We start from the raw sequence: 17,338 nt of genomic DNA on the forward strand, positions 1-17,338 counted from the left end.
ACATGCCGGTGCCTGCCTGGCTTCCTGCCAGAATTCATTTATCAGCGAACCTGATTTTATGATCAGGCACAAAAGGCTTTCGGCGCTGGAAACAGTTGATCGCGGGTTCGAGTGTCAATCGACATTGGTTAGAGATTGAAATCTACGGGGCCAAGTGCCCCGTTTTTTTCCGTATCACAAGACAAGCTTTTCAAACCGCTCGCACAGGAAGGATCGCAAGGTTTGTACGGCAGGCGTCAAAGAAGCCCTATGCGCGCAAACTAGCTGAAGCGGCGCTGGCTGACCGTAATCCGCTGGGAAAATCTCTACCAGACGCCCACAGCGAAGATCATCCATCACGTCAATTTTGGACTTGTAAACTATCCCTACGCCGGCAACAGCCCATCGGCGAACGATATCCGCATCGTCGCTGATCCGATCTCCCGCTACCTGGATGGCTTTGACCCCCTCTCGCGTATGAAAACTCCACCGCTCATACGTTTGCTCTCCCATTACGTAACGCAGGCAATTATGCCCGTTAAGATCTTCGGGGGACTTGGGTACACCACGTCGTGCGAGATACTCAGGAGACGCACACACTGTTCGCCTGTTCAATGGTGCCAGCGCCAGGGACACCAGACTTGAATCTGCCAGTTGGCCATAACGGATGCTGGCATCCAGATGTTCACCAAACAGGTCTGCGACCTGATCACTTACCCGAAGATGCAGGGACACTTTGGGATGCAGCAACTGGAACTCATCAAGCCAGGGCAGTAACACGTTCCGTCCGATATCCGATGGCATAGACAATCGGATAGTCCCGGCAATTTCGTCACGCCCCTCATCCAGCGCAAACTCGCCATTTCCGAGCGCGTCCAGTGCCTGGCGTGCGTGCGAGAGATACCGTTCTCCATGCTCCGACAATCTCAACCTGCGCGTTGACCTGACGAAAAGCCTGGCTCCTAAACAGCCCTCAAGTCGCTGCACGGCTCCGCTTGCCAACGCAGGTGAGATGTCCAGGTGCCGAGCCGCCGCTGAAAAACTGCCTTCCGCTGCTGTTGTTACGAATACCTGAAGGTCATCAATACGGACTACTTTCTTCATTTTGATGAAATTCTTTACGTGGGAGCGAGGTTTTTCAGCGTACTGGGAAAACTGATAATTGCCCAATCTTAAATCAGGAGCAGGACAATGAACCTTCCCAAGCAGTTTTTGTTATCCACCATCATGGCCGCCGTTGCGACAATTGCTCATGCGCAGACGCCGCCAGGTTTTGAGGTCGTCGCTCAATCGAGTAGCGCTGTCTGGAATGCTGTCGCAGTCGACGCCACTGGCAGCATTTTCGTTTCAGGCCCCAAATGGACAGGATCTGAAGGCCCCTCCGTGTCGAAAATCGACCAGGCAGGTCAGCCTCAGGCTTTTCCTGATGACCGCTGGAACAGCACCGACCCTGATGTCCCGGCCAATCAACGTTTTATCAGCGTTAATGCCATGCGAGTAGATGACAACGGTCGGCTGTGGATCGTGGATGCGGGGGTGAATTCCTTCGGTGGAAATGTAGTACCTGGAGGAGCGAAGGTTGTTGTCGTAGACCTGCAAACTGCGGAAGTCGTAAAGGTTATCTCGTTTGATAACAGCGTTGCTAAAAATGGCAGTTACATTGACGACATCAGGCTGAATGGCAAACATGCCTACCTTACTGATGCCGGGAATCCGGGGATCATCGTCGTGGACTTTGAAACCAATAAAGCCCGCAGAGTTTTGGAAACCAGCCCTGCAGTCCGAGCCCCCGATGATCGGGATATTGTTTTAAGCGGCAAGGTTGTCAAAGCACCTGACGGGAAAGCCTTGCGGGTACACTCAGACCCTCTTGAAGTAACCCCGGATGGAAAATGGCTGTATTTCGCTCCGCTGGAAGGGCCGTGGCACAAAATTGAGACACGCTGGCTGAACGATCCAAGCATTTCAGAAGCCGAGCTTGTGAAAAAAGTCGAATTCTGGCGCGACCTCCCACCGGTGGGCGGCACTGTTATGGACAAGCAAGGTAACTTCTACTTCAGCGATCTGGCTGACGACAGTGTGAAGCGTATTACTGTGAGCGGTGAAATTGAGCAAATCGCTAAAGACAGCCGACTTCACTGGGTAGATGCTCCTGCCTTTGACGCCCAGGGCCGGTTATATCTTCCTGCTGCTCAAGTGGATCGGGTGGGTTTGTTCAACAACGGATCGTCCAAGGTAGAGCGCCCATTGCGCGTATATCGCATAGCACCTGAATGACGTTTGCTCACAGCTAGCTCACTCACTGCTCTCAAAGAAGATGAAAAGGAGTAGTGAGTGGTTACCTTCAGGAAAATGACTCGATAACACACAGCGATCATATGGTGTCCCAGGGCAGGTTCGAACTGCCAACCTTCCCCTTAGGAGGGGGATGCTCTATCCAATTGAGCTACTGAGACACTGAGTTGCCAGCACACCGACTGGTGCCAGCGAGGACGGCGTGCATGTTAACGGCATGGAGGGATTTTGTCATGTCGTCATTACCTCCGGTAATCGTAGTCCACATCCCGGCGTAGAGCGTTTGCAGGCATGGTCGTGCATTTTGCACTACCCCAAAAAGCCATCATTGCAAAACGCAATATCCAGCCGCCTAAAAACAAACTCAAGCCATTGTTTTATAAGGATTTTTTATTGAAATAAAATTGGCATGCAGGCTGCATTATCAGTGCATGTGACGACACTCCACGCAAGGTACCTGAAAATGAACATGACTCTCTCAGTGTTGAATGCAGCCGCTCTGGTAGCTCTGGTGGCATTTCATTTTCAGGACGCGCGCATTCAGGACGACCAGATAACCAAGCATGCTCAGCTCCATGAGGTGATCCGTCAGGCACCGCAACTGGCGGTCATGGGTGACAGGCGCTTCAATGCAGCTACGCTGGGTCATGAGGTCAAGGAAGCCCCGCTGCCAAATCGTGCTGAAGAGCGTTGGATCTTCTGAGATCGTCACATAGCCCACCTTCACGAGAGAGTAGCCATGTCAAAATCCGCATTGTCATTCATGATCCTGGCACTGATGGCTGTTGCCGTTGATCTTCTTCTCCCTGAGCAGGCGTATGTATTGAATATCGCCTCGAAAATCGCCGCCGGGATGTTTGGCAGTCTTTTTGTAGCGGCCATGGTCATTGGGCGTCGCTTCAAGTTCGATCCGGTTCTGCGCTGACTGATACACGCTGATGGTTGTACTGGTCGGTAGGGCTGCACGCCATTGCTGACTGGGTCATCGGCTTCTTGAAGTACTGCTCCCCTCCCCCGCCATAGCACGCCCGTCGGCATTCTTCATCTTGTTGCGGATAAGCATCTAAGCTGAAGACAGATAGCCATCATGGCAAAAAGTAGTCAGGCGTTCGTCGTGTCACCTGGATGAGCAGGAATTGGCAAGCTTTGCAAAACCTCTCGCAATTCTGATAATTGGTGCTGGCTAAACGCCTTTATCTGAGTCAATATTTGTCACAGAATTGACGCCAAGGATTCGACGTAATAGGGCATGATGCCTCACCCTTTGGATAACTCGGTTGGAACATTTGGCCAAAACGACTGTCCCATAATGGCAATCTGGCGGCCACTTGCGAGAACCGCTTCCCCCTGAACTAACCGGTTAAATATATGAGCCCTATGAAACAGGCTACTTATTCCAGCCGTACGGCTGACAAGTTCGTCGTTCGCCTACCAGATGGCATGCGTAATCGTGTGCAAGAGGTAGCCAAAAACCATCACCGCAGCATGAACTCGGAAATCATCGCTCGACTCGAGCAGAGCCTGATTCAGGAAGGTGCACTTGGCGATGAGCCAAACCTGCGTCTTGATAGTCCTGAGCTGTCCCTGCACGAACGCGAGCTGCTGCAGCGTTTTCGTCAACTCTCACACCGCCAGCAGAATGCACTGGTGTCCCTGATCGCTCACGACACGGAACTTGCTTCAGAAGAGTCGTAAGAAATCAGAGAAAAAAAGCATTCAAGCCAGCGAAAGCTGGCTTTTTTATTGTGGTCCCCTCTCCAAATGCCTATAAGATTATTTCCTATAGGTATGCATCTCATGATCACTGCTCCCGAGGCGATGATTGTTCGTGCATCGCGATCATCAAATCCTCCAAGGAGCCACGAAATGCTTGCCAAAGCCTTCGTACCCCTGATGCTGGTCACCTCGATGAGCCAGGCCGCCCAGACCGTCAAGGTATTCAACTGGGAGGATTACTTTGCTCCGGACACACTGAAAAACTTTCAGAAAGACACCGGCATTGAAGCCACTTATGACACCTACGATGGCAACGAGACTCTGGACGAAAAGCTCAGGGCCAGGCATTCCGGTTACGACATCGTGATGCCGTCGAGTCATTTCATGGGTGTCCAGATTCAGCGCGGCGACCTGAAGAAGCTGGACAAAAGCCAGCTACCCAACTGGAAAAACCTCAACCCGGTCCTGCTCAAGGTGCTCAGAGGCATCGATCCGGGCAACGAGCATGCTTTTCCCTATCTGTGGGGGACCACCGGCATTGGCTACAACGTGGCCAAGGTCAAGGCTGCTCTGGGCAACGATGCGCCGCTCGACTCCTGGGACCTGGTCTTCAAGCCCGAGAACATGAAAAAGCTGGCTCAATGCGGTGTTGCCTTTATCGACAGCGCGCCCAGTGTCCTGCCCATCGCACTCAACTACCTGCAGCTGCCTCCACAAAGCGAAGTCGCCGGGGATTACACCAAGGCCAAAGCGGCCTTGATGGCGATACAGCCTTACGTGAGCTACTTCCATTCGACCAACTACATAGCAGACCTGACCAGCGGCAAGATCTGTGTGGCGGTCGGGTATTCAGGAGATGTCATGCTGGCGGAGCGCAACGCGAAGGAAGCAGGCAGCGGCATCGACATCAACTATGTGATCCCCAAGGAAGGCGCACCGATGTGGTTCGATATGGTCGCCATGCCTGTCGATGCCCCCAATGAAAAAGCCGCCTACACCTTCATGAACTACCTGTTGGCACCCAAGGTGATCGCCGGCATATCCAACTATCTGCACTATGCGAACGGCAACGAGAAGTCAGAAGCACTGCTGGACGTAGCTGTGCACAGCGACCCCAGAATCTATCCCGACGAAGAAACCTTCGGCACCCTGTTCGCCCAAAAAGCGATACCTGCCGACAGTGAAGCGCTCAGGCTGCGCACATGGAAAGAAGTCAAAGCCGGGCAATGATCAGTTGAGGTCCCGAAAACAAAAAACCGCCTGAACAGGCGGTTTTTTATGGTGACGGCTATCAAAGCAGAAAGATGGTCGCCAGCCCCAGGAAAATGAAGAACCCGCCACTGTCGGTCATCGCAGTGATCATGACACTCGCCCCCATGGCCGGATCGCGCCCAAGGCGTGCGAGCGTCATGGGAATCAGGACACCCATGAAAGCGGCCAGCAGCAAGTTGAGCGTCATGGCAGCCGTCATGACCACGCCCAGCGACCAACTGTCGTAGAGCACATAAGCCACCACACCAATGACCCCGCCCCATATCAGGCCATTGAGCAACGCCACCGCCAGCTCTTTGCGTAACAGGCGCGAGGTATTGCCGGTGCTGACCTGGTCCAGCGCCATGGCGCGCACGATCATGGTAATGGTCTGGTTCCCCGAGTTGCCGCCGATGCCGGCCACAATCGGCATCAATGCCGCCAGAGCCACCAGCTTCTCGATCGAACCTTCAAACAGGCCGATCACACGGGAAGCCAGAAACGCCGTGATCAGGTTGACCGCCAGCCAGGCCCAGCGGTTACGCAGCGAGCGCCATACGGAAGCGAAGATATCTTCTTCTTCACGCAGACCCGCCATGCTGAGGACTTCGCTCTCGCTCTCCTCACGGATCAGGTCGACCATTTCGTCGATGGTCAGACGGCCGATCAGCTTGCCGCTCTTGTCGACCACCGGCGTGGAAATCAGGTCATAACGCTCGAATGCCTGGGCAGCGTCGTAGGCATCGTCTTCCGGGTGAAAGCTGACAGGGTCGTCAGCCATGACTTCACCGACCTGCTTGTCGGGGTCATTGACCAACAGACGCTTGATCGGCAGCACGCCCTTGAGCACGCCGTCATGATCAACCACGAAGAGTTTGTCGGTGTGGCTCGGCAGCTCCTTCAAGCGCCGCAGGTAACGCAATACGACTTCCAGGCTGACATCCTCACGGATGGTCACCATCTCGAAGTCCATGAGCGCACCGACCTGCTCCTCGTCGTAGGAGAGTGCGGAGCGGACACGCTCGCGCTGCTGGACGTCCAGCGCCTCCATCAGCTCATGAACGACATCGCGAGGCAGCTCAGGCGCCAGATCAGCGAGTTCGTCGGCGTCCATCTCCCTGGCCGCCGCCAGCAACTCGTGATCGTCCATGTCGGCGATCAGGGTTTCCCGGACGGAGTCGGACACTTCAAGGAGGATATCGCCGTCACGCTCAGCCTTGACCAGTTGCCAGACGGTCAGGCGCTCCTCAAGAGGCAATGCCTCGAGGATGTAGGCGACGTCAGCAGAGTGCAGGTCATCGAGCTTGCGTTGCAGCTCGACCAGGTTCTGGCGATGAACGAGGTTTTCTACGCGATCCTGATTCTGACCTTCCTGGCGATGGATCAGGTCTTCGACCACACGCTGGCGCTGCAGCAGATCAACCACTTGAGCAAGGCGATCCTGCAAGCTTTCCTGCGTTTTTTTTACGTCTATTTCAGTCATAGGCGAACTCCACTCCCAGCAGCGGAGCACGCCGGGAGGATCAATCAGTTGATTCTTGATTGGTGAAACGAGCTATTGAGTAACTACTGGGTAAGTCCATGGAGGTATTCCACAAGCCCCGGCGGGGCTGACGGGCGCAATGATACACCGCTTTGAGCGGATCGCACGCGAGAAAATTCAGGCAAGAACAGGCGCTTGCGAGACAAACCTGAAGATTTTGCGAGGCAACGAAGTTACGACGTCACATTCAGCGAAGAAAACACGCTCGCCGGGGAGCAAGCCCCTGCCTAGGATGACGAACCACGTCATGGAGGACTCGGCAATGCGTATCACGCCCCGCCTTTTGTTATGGAGCAACCTGCTCTGCCTGCCGTTTTACACACAAGCCAATACGGTTCAGCGCTGCGAAGACCCGACCGGCAAGATCACGTTCACCACCCTGGGTTGTCCGGTCGGCCACACCAGCCAGTTGCAGGAAGCCTTCAATGCACCTCCCGGAAGCATCACGCCCCTTCTTCCGAGCGCAGACAGGCGAAACACTCAGGCCAGCAAGGAAATAGTGGTGGTCGGCCAGCAGGAAGATGGCTGTGGCAATCGCCTGAGCCCGGCACAGCGTCGGCAAGCCATCATCAACCAGCGCACGCCGCCCGGCATGACCAAACGGGATGTGGAAAGCCTGCTGGGCCGCCCGGACAAGATCACAAACCGCAACGGAGAGCTGCGCTACACCTACAACCTGAAAAAGGGTCGCAGCAACAATGTGACCTTCGATGAAAACGGATGCGTGAAAGGAAAACGCTAGAAAGCAAAAAGCCCACATCTTTCGATGTGGGCTTTCTGGTGTATGGTGCACTCGACAGGATTCGAACCTGTGACCGCTCGGTTCGTAGCCGAGTACTCTATCCAGCTGAGCTACGAGTGCATTGGTATTTTTAGACCAGATCACCTCTGGTTGAAGCCGGTTATCTGGAAGTCTGTATTTAACTACATCAGACCAGTTAACCTTAAATGGTGCACTCGACAGGATTCGAACCTGTGACCGCTCGGTTCGTAGCCGAGTACTCTATCCAGCTGAGCTACGAGTGCATGTGTTGGTGCCGCGCATTATAGGTCGTTAAATCATTTTGTAAAGCACTTTTTCTAGTAATTTCAACAACTTACAGAAGAAGCCGGATTCAACGCACTACAGAAATAATGGCGGAGAACGGGGGATTCGAACCCCCGACACCCTTGTGAGGTGTACTCCCTTAGCAGGGGAGCGCCTTCGGCCACTCGGCCAGCTCTCCGCAACACGGGGCGTATAATAACCACCCTTTTCCCCGTTTGCAAACCAAAAATTCAATAAAAATTAATGGCTTGGTTCTTCGTCCTTCTCTTTCTTGATGCGCAGGTAAATTTCTTCACGATGCACAGCGACTTCCTTGGGCGCATTGACACCAATTCGCACTTGATTACCTTTGACGCCGAGCACAGTCACAGTGATTTCACCATCACCAATGATCAGGCTTTCTGCGCACCGACGAGTCAGAATCAGCATACCTTTCTCCTTATGCATTTCAGGAACAACAGTCTGCAAAACCAGTAGGCATCAGCCTGCGACGAAAAAGCCACGGCCAAGCCTGAGTATTGACTAGCGCGAAGAAAAGAACAGTCTTTGCGCGCAGCACAGGAAAACGAAAGGCGCGGTCAGACCGCGCCCTCCTGGCAGATCACTCACCCTGCCGAGGAGCATCCAGCTCGAAAGCCGTGTGCAATGCGCGCACAGCCAGTTCCAGGTACTTCTCTTCAATCACCACCGAGACCTTGATTTCCGACGTGGAGATCATCTGGATGTTGATGCCTTCCTTTGCCAGGGCTTCGAACATGCGGCTGGCGACACCAGCGTGGGAACGCATGCCGACGCCGACGATGGAAACCTTGGCAATCTTGGTATCGCCGGAAACTTCACGAGCGCCGATTTCGCGGGCGGTGGTTTCCAGGACCTGCAGCGCCGACTGGTAGTCGTTGCGATGGATCGTGAAGGTGAAATCGGTGGTGTTATCGTGGGCGACATTCTGCACGATCATGTCGACTTCGATATTGGCGGCACTGATCGGGCCGAGAATCTTGAAGGCAACACCCGGCGTGTCTGGCACACCACGGATAGTCAGCTTGGCTTCATCGCGGTTGAAGGCGATGCCGGAAATGATCGGCTGTTCCATGGATTCCTCTTCATCAATGGTAATGAGGGTGCCCGGCCCCTCCTTGAAGCTGTGCAGAACGCGCAGCGGGACGTTGTATTTGCCTGCGAACTCTACGGCACGGATCTGCAGCACCTTGGAACCGAGGCTGGCCATTTCCAGCATCTCTTCAAAAGTGATCTTGTCCAGACGCTGAGCTTGCGAAACCACACGCGGATCGGTGGTGTACACGCCATCCACGTCGGTGTAGATCTGGCATTCATCAGCCTTCAAGGCCGCTGCCAGCGCCACGCCCGTCGTATCGGAACCGCCACGACCCAGGGTCGTGATATTGCCGTTCTCGTCGACACCCTGGAAACCGGCGACCACCACGACTCGGCCAGCCTTCAGGTCGGAACGGATCTTCTGATCGTCGATCTGCAGGATACGGGCCTTGTTGTGTGCGCTGTCGGTCAGGATACGCACCTGATTGCCGGTGTAGGACACCGCCGGCACGCCGCGCTTCATCAATGCCATTGCCAGCAAGGCAATGGTTACCTGCTCGCCGGTGGACACGATCACATCCAGCTCACGGGGAACCGGCTGATCGCTGATCTGTCTGGCCAGCTCGATCAGGCGATTGGTTTCGCCGCTCATGGCCGACAGCACGACCACCAGATCATCGCCCGCTTCGCGGAACTTCTTAACCTTGTCGGCCACCTGCTCGATGCGCTCTACAGAGCCAACCGAGGTGCCTCCAAATTTCTGTACGATCAAAGCCATCTCAAAGCCGCCTCAGAACCCGTTAAGGGCACCCATTAACATTCAAATCCAAGTGCCGGGCCTGCCATGCACTGACAGGCCTGGAGGTTCGACTCAAATACCCTGCTCTACAAAAGGAGCGGCCAGAGCCAGCGCTGTATCCAGCGCCGCGGCATCCACACCACCACCTTGAGCCATGTCAGGACGCCCGCCACCCTTACCACCGACGGCAGCGGCCGCTTGCTTCATCAAATCACCGGCTTTGAGTTGGCCAGTCAGGTCCTTGGTCACGCCTGCAACCAAGACAACCTTGTCTTCATGAACACTGCCGAGCAGGATCACTGCGCGGCCGAGCTTGTTCTTCAACTGGTCGACCAGCGCCAACAGCGCCTTGCCATCCTGACCATCCAGGCGAGTGGCCAGAACCTTGACCCCTTTGACATCCAGGGCAGCGGCAGACAGATCGTCGCCCGCAGCACTGGCGGCCTTGGCCTGCAGTTGTTCCAGTTGTTTTTCCAATTGACGGTTGCGCTCCAGCACAGCCGACAGTTTGTCCAGCAGGTTGTCGCGATTCCCTTTGACCAGGGTCGCGGCTTCCTTGAGTTGATCTTCAGCCGAGTTCAGCCAGGCCAGTGCGGCTGCACCGGTCACGGCTTCGATACGACGCACGCCTGCAGCCACGCCGCCTTCGCTGACGATCTTGAACAGTGCGATATCGCCGGTACGGTTGGCGTGAATACCGCCACACAGTTCAACGGAGAACTCACCGCCCATGCTCAGTACGCGCACACTGTCGCCGTACTTCTCGCCGAACAGCGCCATGGCACCCTTCTTCTTGGCGGTTTCGATATCGGTTTCTTCGGTGACGACCGCAGTGTTCTTGCGCACTTCGGCGTTGACGATGTCTTCCAGAGCCCGCAGTTGCTCGGGCTTGATGGCCTCGAAGTGGCTGAAGTCGAAACGCAGACGCTGACTGTCCACCAGCGAGCCTTTCTGCTGAACGTGCTCGCCCAGCACCTGACGCAATGCCGCGTGCAGCAGGTGAGTGGCCGAGTGGTTCAGGGAAGTCGCCTGACGCACTTCGGCAGCTACCTGGGTTTCAAGCTTCTCACCGACTTTCAGGCTGCCAGACGCCACAACGCCGTGGTGCAGGAATGCACCGCCGGTCTTGGTGGTATCGCGCACGTCGAAACGTACGGCGCCAGCCTGCAGGTAACCGCTGTCACCGATCTGACCGCCCGACTCGGCGTAGAACGGAGTGCTGTCGAGGATCACGACGCCCTCTTCGCCTTCGCTCAACTGCTCGACCGACTGACCGTCCTTGTACAGAGCTACGACCTGCGCAGCACCGCTGGTATCGGTATAACCGGTGAACCGGGTAGCGACATCGACCTTGACCAGACTGTTGTAGTCCATGCCGAACGAACTGGCCGAACGGGCACGCTCACGCTGGGCTTCCATCTCGCGCTCGAAACCTGCCTCGTCGAGGGTCAGGTTACGCTCACGGGCGATATCGCCGGTCAGGTCCATCGGGAAACCGTAGGTGTCGTACAGCTTGAACACGACTTCGCCCGGCACCACAGAACCTTTGAGTTCAGCCAGATCCTGTTCGAGGATTTTCAGGCCCTGCTCCAGGGTCTTGGCGAACTGCTCTTCTTCAGCCTTGAGCACACGCTCGATGTGCGCCTGCTGCTGAGTCAGTTCAGGGAATGCTGTGCCCATCTCGGCAACCAGAGCGGCCACGATCTGATGGAAGAAGCTGCCTTTGGCGCCCAGCTTGTTGCCGTGACGGCAGGCGCGACGAATGATGCGGCGCAGGACGTAGCCACGACCTTCGTTGGACGGCAGTACGCCATCGGCAATCAGGAAGCCACAGGAGCGAATGTGATCCGCTACAACCTTGAGCGATGCCTGACCGTCGTTGCTGCAACCGATAGCCTTGGCAGAAGCGGCCAGCAGGCTCTGGAACAGGTCGATTTCGTAGTTGGAGTGAACGTGCTGCAGGACTGCACTGACACGCTCCAGGCCCATGCCGGTATCCACCGACGGCGCTGGCAGCGGATGCAGTACGCCATCGGCAGTCCGGTTGAACTGCATGAAAACGTTGTTCCAGATTTCGATGTAACGGTCGCCGTCTTCTTCAGGCGAGCCCGGTGGGCCACCCCAGATTTCAGGGCCATGGTCGAAGAAAATCTCGGAGCAAGGACCGCACGGGCCGGTATCGCCCATGGTCCAGAAGTTGTCGGACGCGTAAGGCGCGCCTTTGTTGTCGCCGATACGAACCATGCGCTCGGCCGGAACGCCAATGTCTTTGGTCCAGATATCGTAGGCTTCGTCATCGGTGGCGTAGACCGTGACCCAGAGTTTTTCCTTGGGCAGGTTCAGCCACTTTTCAGAAGTGAGGAAGGTCCAGGCGTAAGTGATCGCGTCGCGCTTGAAATAGTCACCGAAGCTGAAGTTGCCCAGCATTTCGAAGAATGTGTGGTGACGGGCGGTGTAGCCGACGTTCTCCAGGTCGTTGTGCTTGCCACCGGCACGCACGCACTTCTGACTGGTGACAGCGCGGGTGTAGGCACGCTTTTCCTGGCCCAGGAAGCAATCCTTGAACTGGTTCATACCTGCGTTGGTGAACAGCAGGGTTGGGTCATTGCCCGGAATCAAGGAGCTGGAGGCGACACGTGTGTGGCCTTGCTCTTCGAAGAAGCCAAGGAAGGCTTCACGGATTTCTGCGCTTTTCATAGGTTCTTCCACGGAGACTGCGGCCAGAGGCAGTGCATAACGTCAAAATGACGTAGCGACGGCAAAGGGCCGCATTATATAGGCGTTGCGTCCTCGGTACAGCGTGTTTGTACGATAGAAACCAGTAACTGGACTATCGGCATCTTATATGCGTGAAAACTCGGCGAATACTGCGATGACACGCTCAAGCTGGTCACGGGACACATTCAGATGCGTGACCATGCGCAGACGTGGCGCGGCGCTGAGCTTGATGTCGCGTTCGGCACAGAATGCCTTGAGCGAATCGGCACGCGCGCCCATTTGCACATACACCATGTTGGTCTGCACAGGCTCGACTTCATACCCCAGCTCGCTAAGCCCCGCTGCCAGGAATGCCGCATTGGCGTGGTCGTCGGCCAGTCGCTCGACCTGGTGATCCAGCGCATACAGCCCGGCCGCTGCCAGAATCCCGGCCTGACGCATGCCGCCACCGACCATCTTGCGCAGGCGACGGGCCTTGGCGATCAGCTCCGGGGAGCCGCACAGCACAGAACCCACTGGCGCGCCGAGCCCTTTGGACAGGCACACCGATACCGAATCGAAATGGCGAGTGATTTCCCGGGCATCGACGCCCAGCCTGACCGCCGCGTTGTATAAACGCGCACCGTCCAGATGCAGAGACAAACCGTGCTCTTCGGTGAACTTGCGCGCTGCCGCCAGATAACTCATGGGCAATACCTTGCCCTGCATGGTGTTTTCCAGGGCCAGCAAACGGGTGCGGGCAAAATGAAAGTCATCGGGCTTGATGCTGGCCAGCACCTGGCCGAGATCCAGTGAACCATCGGCCTGGACTTCCAGCGGTTGAGGCTGGATCGAACCCAGCACAGCCGCCCCGCCACCTTCGTATTTATAGGTGTGAGCCTGTTGACCGACGATGTACTCGTCACCGCGCTCGCAATGCGCCATCAAGGCCAGCAGATTGCTCATCGTGCCCGAGGGGACGAACAGAGCCTCTGCAAAACCCAGACGCCTGGCCAGTGTGACCTCAAGAAGATTGACTGTCGGGTCCTCACCATAAACATCATCCCCGACAGGCGCATGGGCCATGGCCTCAAGCATGCCCGCGGTTGGCTGGGTCACCGTGTCACTACGCAGATCGATAACAGTCACGAATACGCTCCCTGAAAACTCGAAGATCGATAATGCAGGCAACCTCAAGGTTGCAACAAGGCATTACTGAGGTTTGCCATGATAATCAAGGTCCAGGGCCTGGGGCACTCCGATCCTCTTATAAGCAAAAGGTAGGGACACCGTACGAAAGTGTCCATGCAGGATGGAAAAAACTGTGATAAAAATCCCGCCCCGACATGAACAATGTCGGCAACGTTCTCAGGGCGGGGCGTAATTCCCCACCGGCGGTAATGGCGCGCAATGCGTCTAGCCCGCGAGCGCTTGGGGAGTTTCAGGCTTGAACTGAAGCGCTTCAAGGTCAGCAGACCCGGTGTGATTCCGGGGCCGACGGTCATAGTCCGGATGAAGAGAGAACGGGATAGCGCCATCAGGAACGTCTGCAAAACCTTTGCATGGACTACATGAGTTCATGAGGTTTTCATACGCAACCTGAATCCCTTTCGATCCAATGCCCTGTTTTTTTCATAAACAGGAGTCAGAACACGTGCAACCCACTGCAATCGACAGTAAGAGCAAAAACCACGCTAACGAACGCATCGCTTTCATCCAGGCCTGCTGGCACAAGGATATAGTCGATCAGAGCCGCAAAGGCTTCGTCGCCGAAATGGCCAACCATGGCTACACCGAGAGCGATATCGATTTCTTCGAAGTCGGAGGTGCCTTTGAAATTCCTCTGCATGCAAAGCTGCTGGCCAATACCGGTCGCTACGCGGGCATCATCGCTGCCGGCCTGGTGGTGGATGGCGGCATTTACCGTCACGAGTTCGTGGCGCAATCGGTGGTCAGCGCCCTGATGCAGGTCCAGCTGGAAACCGAAGTGCCGGTTTTCTCGGTGGTCCTGACCCCGCATCATTTCCATGCAGGCGAAGAGCATCACAAATTCTTCTTCGAGCATTTCGTCCACAAGGGCGAGGAAGCGGCCAAGACCTGTGCCGACACGCTGAGCAAGGTACGCGCCCTGCGCCGTCTAGAGACGCTGCAGAAAGCCGCTAGCTGATTTTCGCGAATAAATTCGCTCCTACACTACCCGGGTAGGAGCGAATTCATTCACGAACGCCGGAACAATCAAAATCCCGGCCCGCAAACCATTCCCCACTTTCGGATTGGGGAAGATGATCCGCGCCCCCTCTTCTTCCACCACCCAGCGAGCGCCACCCGCGTCCTGGGCAAGCACATAGCCTTTCTCCAGCGGCGCAAAATTCTGCACATCGTCAGGCAGGTTCAGGGTGAATGCATCGCTGCGCTTGATGATTTCGCGAGCCACGCTGAATAGCTGCAAACCGTCCAGATCATCACTCGATTCAGGCTCGACACCTTCGATCACCTGCTCCAGCACCGTGCGCAATGCGGTAAGGTTGACCTGCTGGTTCTGGCCGAATGGCCGGGCCTTGCCCAGTTCCAGGGTGAAAGACTCGGCACCAAGCCGGTCGTAGGTATAGGCACTGAATACAATCGAAGGCTTGTTCTGCAGCAGCACCGCGCTCATGCCGGCAGTGCGCAATCGCGCCAGTTCCCGGCGAGAATGCTGGCGGCCTTCTTTCCAGGGATACAGCGCAAACTGCTCGATGGTCGAGCCACGAATGGCGGTGTGCAGGTCGTAATGCAGGCGATAGCGGTCCGGCACACTGAAGAAGCTGGCCGCCAGACGCTCCAGCTCACAGGCGCGCATGGCCTCTGAGCCGCCTGCCTGTTCGTGACGACCACTGAACAGCCGGTTGACGTCCTGCTCGACATAACGCGTGCCGCGGCGCATGGCCTCGGGGTTGCCGAACAGGAACAGAATACGGGCACGCGGCTTGAGGTCGCCGCGTGCAATGCTGCGGATCAATTCGTCCAGCAGCTCGATGGGGGCCGTTTCGTTGCCATGGATACCGGCAGACAACAGCAAATCGGTGCCATTGTCCCGGTCCTGAGGCGCACGTACTTCCAGCGCACCCTCCCCCAGCCAGCGCATACGTACGCCACCGACGGTCAGTTGAGTCTTTTCTGCGGGCTCACGCCCGGCCAGAGTCAGTTCAAGCAGTTTGCCGAGGGCGAGCATAGGCTGGCTCCTTAAGACTTAGTGATTGCAGTCAGGACCATGCACATGACCGTCTTCATCAGCGTCACTTGGATCAGCCGGTTCCATTTCCAGTTGCAGGCTGACCAGGTTGGTGGCCAGAGGGCGCAGCAGCAGGTTGGCGTATTCGGCATCGCCTTCTTCGACGTCGACACCGATCAGCAACTGGCCACGGCCATCTTGCTGAATCCACAACTCTTTACCCTGCCAGAGGACGGCTACGCGGGTGCAGGAAGTTTCCAGCTGGGTGCCATCAGTGTCTTCGAGGATTAATTGCAGGGCGTCGCTCATGTTCGGATTCTCTATAAAGATGGAAATCACGCGCAGGACATAAAGGCCTGCGCGTCAGAACTTTCAAACCAGTTGAAAGGGGTAAACGCTGCCCAGTTTAAGGATTTGCGTGAGCTCATCCAATGCCGTGCGGCATTCGGTCAACAATTGCGGGTCAGCCAGATCGCTTTCGCTCATGCGATCACGATAGTGCCTGTCGACCCATTGAGTCAGGATTTCGTATAACGACGGGGTCATGACGACGCCGGGATTGACCGCTGCCAGCTCGGTTTCATTGAGGGCCACGCGCAAGCGCAGGCACGCCGGACCACCGCCGTTCTGCATGCTTTGCTTGAGGTCGAAGACCTTCACTTCGCGGATCGGCCCGCCATCGGCCAGCAGTCGCTGCAAGTAATTCCAGACCCGCAGATTGGCCTGGCACTCCTGCGGCACGATCAGCAGCATCGAACCATCGGCGCGGGACAACAGCTGGCTGTTGAACAGGTAAGAACGTACGGCATCTTCGACCGACACTTCGTCGCGCGGCACGCAGATCGCCTGGAACAGTCCGCCGGTGCGGCTGAGCTTGTCGTGCAGCTCGCTCAGCATCGACTCGGTATTGAGAAACGCATCCTCGTGATAGAACAGCACTTCGCCATTGCCCACCGCGATGACGTCGTTATGAAACACGCCTTGATCGATCACCGCCGGGTTCTGCTGGCCGTAGACTACGCCGCTGTCGCTCAGGCCATGCAGCCGGGCCACGGCCTTGGAAGCCTCAAGAGTCTGTCTGGCCGGGTACTTCTGCGGTGCGGGGTAGCGGGTGTCGAAAGCACTGCGCCCGAAAACGAAAAACTCCACGCCAGCCTGACCGTAGTCCCGACAGAAGCGCGTGTGGTTGGCCGCCCCTTCGTCGCCAAACTGCGCAACCGCTGGCAGTGCGGCGTGATGGGCAAAATGCTGCTCATTGGCGAACATCGCTTTCAGCACGCGACTGGTGGTCGGATGCTCGATGCTGCGGTGATATTTGCAGTTCAGGTTGGCCGCCGTGAAATGCACGCGGCTATCGGCCGTATCGGCACTCGGGCTGACAGTCGCGGCATTGGCGACCCACATGCTCGACGCCGAGCAACTGGCGACCAGCAGCGGCATGTCATGCCTTGCCGCCTGCTCGATCACCTCAGCATCGCTGCCGCTGAAACCCAGTTGACGCAACCCGGCGACATCAGGACGCTCCTGAGGAGCCAGTACACCCTGGGTAAACCCCATGTCCATCAGCGCCTTCATCTTCGCCAGACCCTGCAATGCCGCTTCGCGAGGGTTAGAACACTGATGGCTGTTGCGCTGGGAAGCCACATTGCCGTACGAAAGACCGCCGTAGTTGTGAGTAGGCCCAACCAGACCGTCAAAATTGACTTCACAGGATTTCATCGGCAAGGCTCCGTAGATCTGTTT

Annotated in this window: 16 protein-coding genes, 4 tRNA genes and 1 riboswitch; of the genes, 7 read left to right on the forward strand and 13 right to left on the reverse strand. The window is 56.4% G+C overall.

Annotated elements, in window-relative coordinates:
* Nucleotides 1-174: 174 nt before the first annotated feature.
* A complete protein-coding gene (locus K5D32_RS22190; RefSeq protein ID WP_025259070.1) occupies nucleotides 175-1,083 on the reverse strand; it encodes a LysR family transcriptional regulator in 909 nt (302 codons plus the stop codon).
* A gap of 87 nt (nucleotides 1,084-1,170) precedes the next feature.
* On the opposite strand from K5D32_RS22190, the gene K5D32_RS22195 reads away from it, so the two are divergent.
* On the forward strand, nucleotides 1,171-2,256 hold the full coding sequence (locus K5D32_RS22195; RefSeq protein WP_221601844.1) for an L-dopachrome tautomerase-related protein: 1,086 nt from the start codon (nucleotides 1,171-1,173) through the stop codon (nucleotides 2,254-2,256).
* 102 nt (nucleotides 2,257-2,358) lie between these two features.
* Here the strand turns inward: K5D32_RS22195 and K5D32_RS22200 are convergent.
* A tRNA-Arg gene (locus tag K5D32_RS22200) sits at nucleotides 2,359-2,435 on the reverse strand.
* 302 nt (nucleotides 2,436-2,737) lie between these two features.
* On the opposite strand from K5D32_RS22200, the gene K5D32_RS22205 reads away from it, so the two are divergent.
* The 4 genes from K5D32_RS22205 to K5D32_RS22220 all read left to right on the forward strand — a co-directional run bounded on the left by K5D32_RS22205 (nucleotide 2,738) and on the right by K5D32_RS22220 (nucleotide 5,220).
* A complete protein-coding gene (locus tag K5D32_RS22205) occupies nucleotides 2,738-2,977 on the forward strand; it encodes a hypothetical protein (protein WP_221576821.1) in 240 nt (79 codons plus the stop codon).
* 36 nt (nucleotides 2,978-3,013) lie between these two features.
* Nucleotides 3,014-3,199: a PA3371 family protein gene (locus tag K5D32_RS22210; protein ID WP_025259049.1), complete on the forward strand. Its 186-nt coding sequence runs from the start codon at nucleotides 3,014-3,016 to the stop codon at nucleotides 3,197-3,199.
* Between the two features lie 443 nt (nucleotides 3,200-3,642).
* Nucleotides 3,643-3,969 carry an Arc family DNA-binding protein gene (locus tag K5D32_RS22215; RefSeq protein WP_025259048.1) on the forward strand — a complete coding sequence of 109 codons (327 nt, stop codon included), beginning with the start codon at nucleotides 3,643-3,645 and terminating at the stop codon, nucleotides 3,967-3,969.
* A 171-nt stretch (nucleotides 3,970-4,140) separates the two neighbouring features.
* Entirely contained in the window at nucleotides 4,141-5,220 is a 1,080-nt protein-coding gene (locus K5D32_RS22220) for a polyamine ABC transporter substrate-binding protein (protein WP_221601845.1), read from the forward strand.
* A gap of 61 nt (nucleotides 5,221-5,281) precedes the next feature.
* Here K5D32_RS22220 and mgtE read toward each other — a convergent pair whose 3' ends face one another.
* Nucleotides 5,282-6,724, reverse strand: coding sequence for a magnesium transporter (gene mgtE, locus K5D32_RS22225; protein ID WP_221576819.1), 1,443 nt, complete (start codon nucleotides 6,722-6,724; stop codon nucleotides 5,282-5,284).
* Nucleotides 6,725-7,046: 322 nt separating this feature from the next.
* On the opposite strand from mgtE, the gene bamE reads away from it, so the two are divergent.
* Complete coding sequence (gene bamE, locus K5D32_RS22230; RefSeq protein WP_221576818.1) at nucleotides 7,047-7,526, forward strand: outer membrane protein assembly factor BamE; 480 nt, start codon at nucleotides 7,047-7,049, stop codon at nucleotides 7,524-7,526.
* A gap of 43 nt (nucleotides 7,527-7,569) precedes the next feature.
* Here bamE and K5D32_RS22235 read toward each other — a convergent pair.
* From K5D32_RS22235 to ltaE, 7 genes are all read right to left on the reverse strand, one after another.
* Nucleotides 7,570-7,646, reverse strand: a tRNA-Arg gene (locus tag K5D32_RS22235).
* 87 nt (nucleotides 7,647-7,733) lie between these two features.
* Nucleotides 7,734-7,810, reverse strand: a tRNA-Arg gene (locus tag K5D32_RS22240).
* Between the two features lie 109 nt (nucleotides 7,811-7,919).
* Nucleotides 7,920-8,010: transfer RNA gene (locus K5D32_RS22245), tRNA-Ser, on the reverse strand.
* A 62-nt stretch (nucleotides 8,011-8,072) separates the two neighbouring features.
* Nucleotides 8,073-8,261 (reverse strand): carbon storage regulator CsrA, encoded by a 189-nt coding sequence (gene csrA / locus K5D32_RS22250; protein ID WP_002554426.1) that lies wholly within the window; start codon nucleotides 8,259-8,261, stop codon nucleotides 8,073-8,075.
* A gap of 172 nt (nucleotides 8,262-8,433) precedes the next feature.
* On the reverse strand, nucleotides 8,434-9,666 hold the full coding sequence (locus tag K5D32_RS22255) for an aspartate kinase (protein ID WP_025259044.1): 1,233 nt from the start codon (nucleotides 9,664-9,666) through the stop codon (nucleotides 8,434-8,436).
* A 93-nt stretch (nucleotides 9,667-9,759) separates the two neighbouring features.
* Nucleotides 9,760-12,384 (reverse strand): alanine--tRNA ligase, encoded by a 2,625-nt coding sequence (alaS, locus tag K5D32_RS22260; RefSeq protein ID WP_221576817.1) that lies wholly within the window; start codon nucleotides 12,382-12,384, stop codon nucleotides 9,760-9,762.
* Nucleotides 12,385-12,528: 144 nt separating this feature from the next.
* Nucleotides 12,529-13,533 carry a low-specificity L-threonine aldolase gene (gene ltaE, locus K5D32_RS22265; protein WP_221576816.1) on the reverse strand — a complete coding sequence of 335 codons (1,005 nt, stop codon included), beginning with the start codon at nucleotides 13,531-13,533 and terminating at the stop codon, nucleotides 12,529-12,531.
* A gap of 211 nt (nucleotides 13,534-13,744) precedes the next feature.
* A riboswitch (FMN riboswitch) is annotated at nucleotides 13,745-13,913 on the forward strand.
* Nucleotides 13,914-14,038: 125 nt separating this feature from the next.
* Here ltaE and K5D32_RS22270 point away from each other — a divergent pair.
* A complete protein-coding gene (locus K5D32_RS22270; RefSeq protein WP_221576815.1) occupies nucleotides 14,039-14,551 on the forward strand; it encodes a 6,7-dimethyl-8-ribityllumazine synthase in 513 nt (170 codons plus the stop codon).
* Between the two features lie 21 nt (nucleotides 14,552-14,572).
* On the opposite strand, the gene astE is transcribed toward K5D32_RS22270, so the two are convergent.
* The 3 genes from astE to astB all read right to left on the reverse strand — a co-directional run bounded on the left by astE (nucleotide 14,573) and on the right by astB (nucleotide 17,314).
* The gene (gene astE / locus K5D32_RS22275; protein WP_221601846.1) at nucleotides 14,573-15,595 is read right to left on the reverse strand and encodes a succinylglutamate desuccinylase; all 1,023 of its coding nucleotides are present in this window, start codon (nucleotides 15,593-15,595) and stop codon (nucleotides 14,573-14,575) included.
* An 18-nt stretch (nucleotides 15,596-15,613) separates the two neighbouring features.
* Entirely contained in the window at nucleotides 15,614-15,904 is a 291-nt protein-coding gene (locus K5D32_RS22280; protein WP_221594448.1) for a topoisomerase II, read from the reverse strand.
* Between the two features lie 63 nt (nucleotides 15,905-15,967).
* Nucleotides 15,968-17,314 carry an N-succinylarginine dihydrolase gene (astB, locus tag K5D32_RS22285; RefSeq protein ID WP_221601847.1) on the reverse strand — a complete coding sequence of 449 codons (1,347 nt, stop codon included), beginning with the start codon at nucleotides 17,312-17,314 and terminating at the stop codon, nucleotides 15,968-15,970.
* Nucleotides 17,315-17,338: the final 24 nt, after the last annotated feature.

Origin of the sequence: Pseudomonas cichorii, assembly GCF_019719005.1 — a bacterium.
GTDB classification, from domain to species: domain Bacteria; phylum Pseudomonadota; class Gammaproteobacteria; order Pseudomonadales; family Pseudomonadaceae; genus Aquipseudomonas; species Aquipseudomonas cichorii_E.

Coding starts and splice junctions, on each gene's coding strand:
- K5D32_RS22190 (WP_025259070.1), bottom strand. CDS start 1,083: ATGAAGAAAGTAGTCCGTATTGATGACCTTCAGGTATTCGTAACAACA.
- K5D32_RS22195 (WP_221601844.1), top strand. CDS start 1,171: ATGAACCTTCCCAAGCAGTTTTTGTTATCCACCATCATGGCCGCCGTT.
- K5D32_RS22205 (WP_221576821.1), top strand. CDS start 2,738: ATGAACATGACTCTCTCAGTGTTGAATGCAGCCGCTCTGGTAGCTCTG.
- K5D32_RS22210 (WP_025259049.1), top strand. CDS start 3,014: ATGTCAAAATCCGCATTGTCATTCATGATCCTGGCACTGATGGCTGTT.
- K5D32_RS22215 (WP_025259048.1), top strand. CDS start 3,643: ATGAGCCCTATGAAACAGGCTACTTATTCCAGCCGTACGGCTGACAAG.
- K5D32_RS22220 (WP_221601845.1), top strand. CDS start 4,141: ATGCTTGCCAAAGCCTTCGTACCCCTGATGCTGGTCACCTCGATGAGC.
- mgtE (WP_221576819.1), bottom strand. CDS start 6,724: ATGACTGAAATAGACGTAAAAAAAACGCAGGAAAGCTTGCAGGATCGC.
- bamE (WP_221576818.1), top strand. CDS start 7,047: ATGCGTATCACGCCCCGCCTTTTGTTATGGAGCAACCTGCTCTGCCTG.
- csrA (WP_002554426.1), bottom strand. CDS start 8,261: ATGCTGATTCTGACTCGTCGGTGCGCAGAAAGCCTGATCATTGGTGAT.
- K5D32_RS22255 (WP_025259044.1), bottom strand. CDS start 9,666: ATGGCTTTGATCGTACAGAAATTTGGAGGCACCTCGGTTGGCTCTGTA.
- alaS (WP_221576817.1), bottom strand. CDS start 12,384: ATGAAAAGCGCAGAAATCCGTGAAGCCTTCCTTGGCTTCTTCGAAGAG.
- astE (WP_221601846.1), bottom strand. CDS start 15,595: ATGCTCGCCCTCGGCAAACTGCTTGAACTGACTCTGGCCGGGCGTGAG.
- K5D32_RS22280 (WP_221594448.1), bottom strand. CDS start 15,904: ATGAGCGACGCCCTGCAATTAATCCTCGAAGACACTGATGGCACCCAG.
- astB (WP_221601847.1), bottom strand. CDS start 17,314: ATGAAATCCTGTGAAGTCAATTTTGACGGTCTGGTTGGGCCTACTCAC.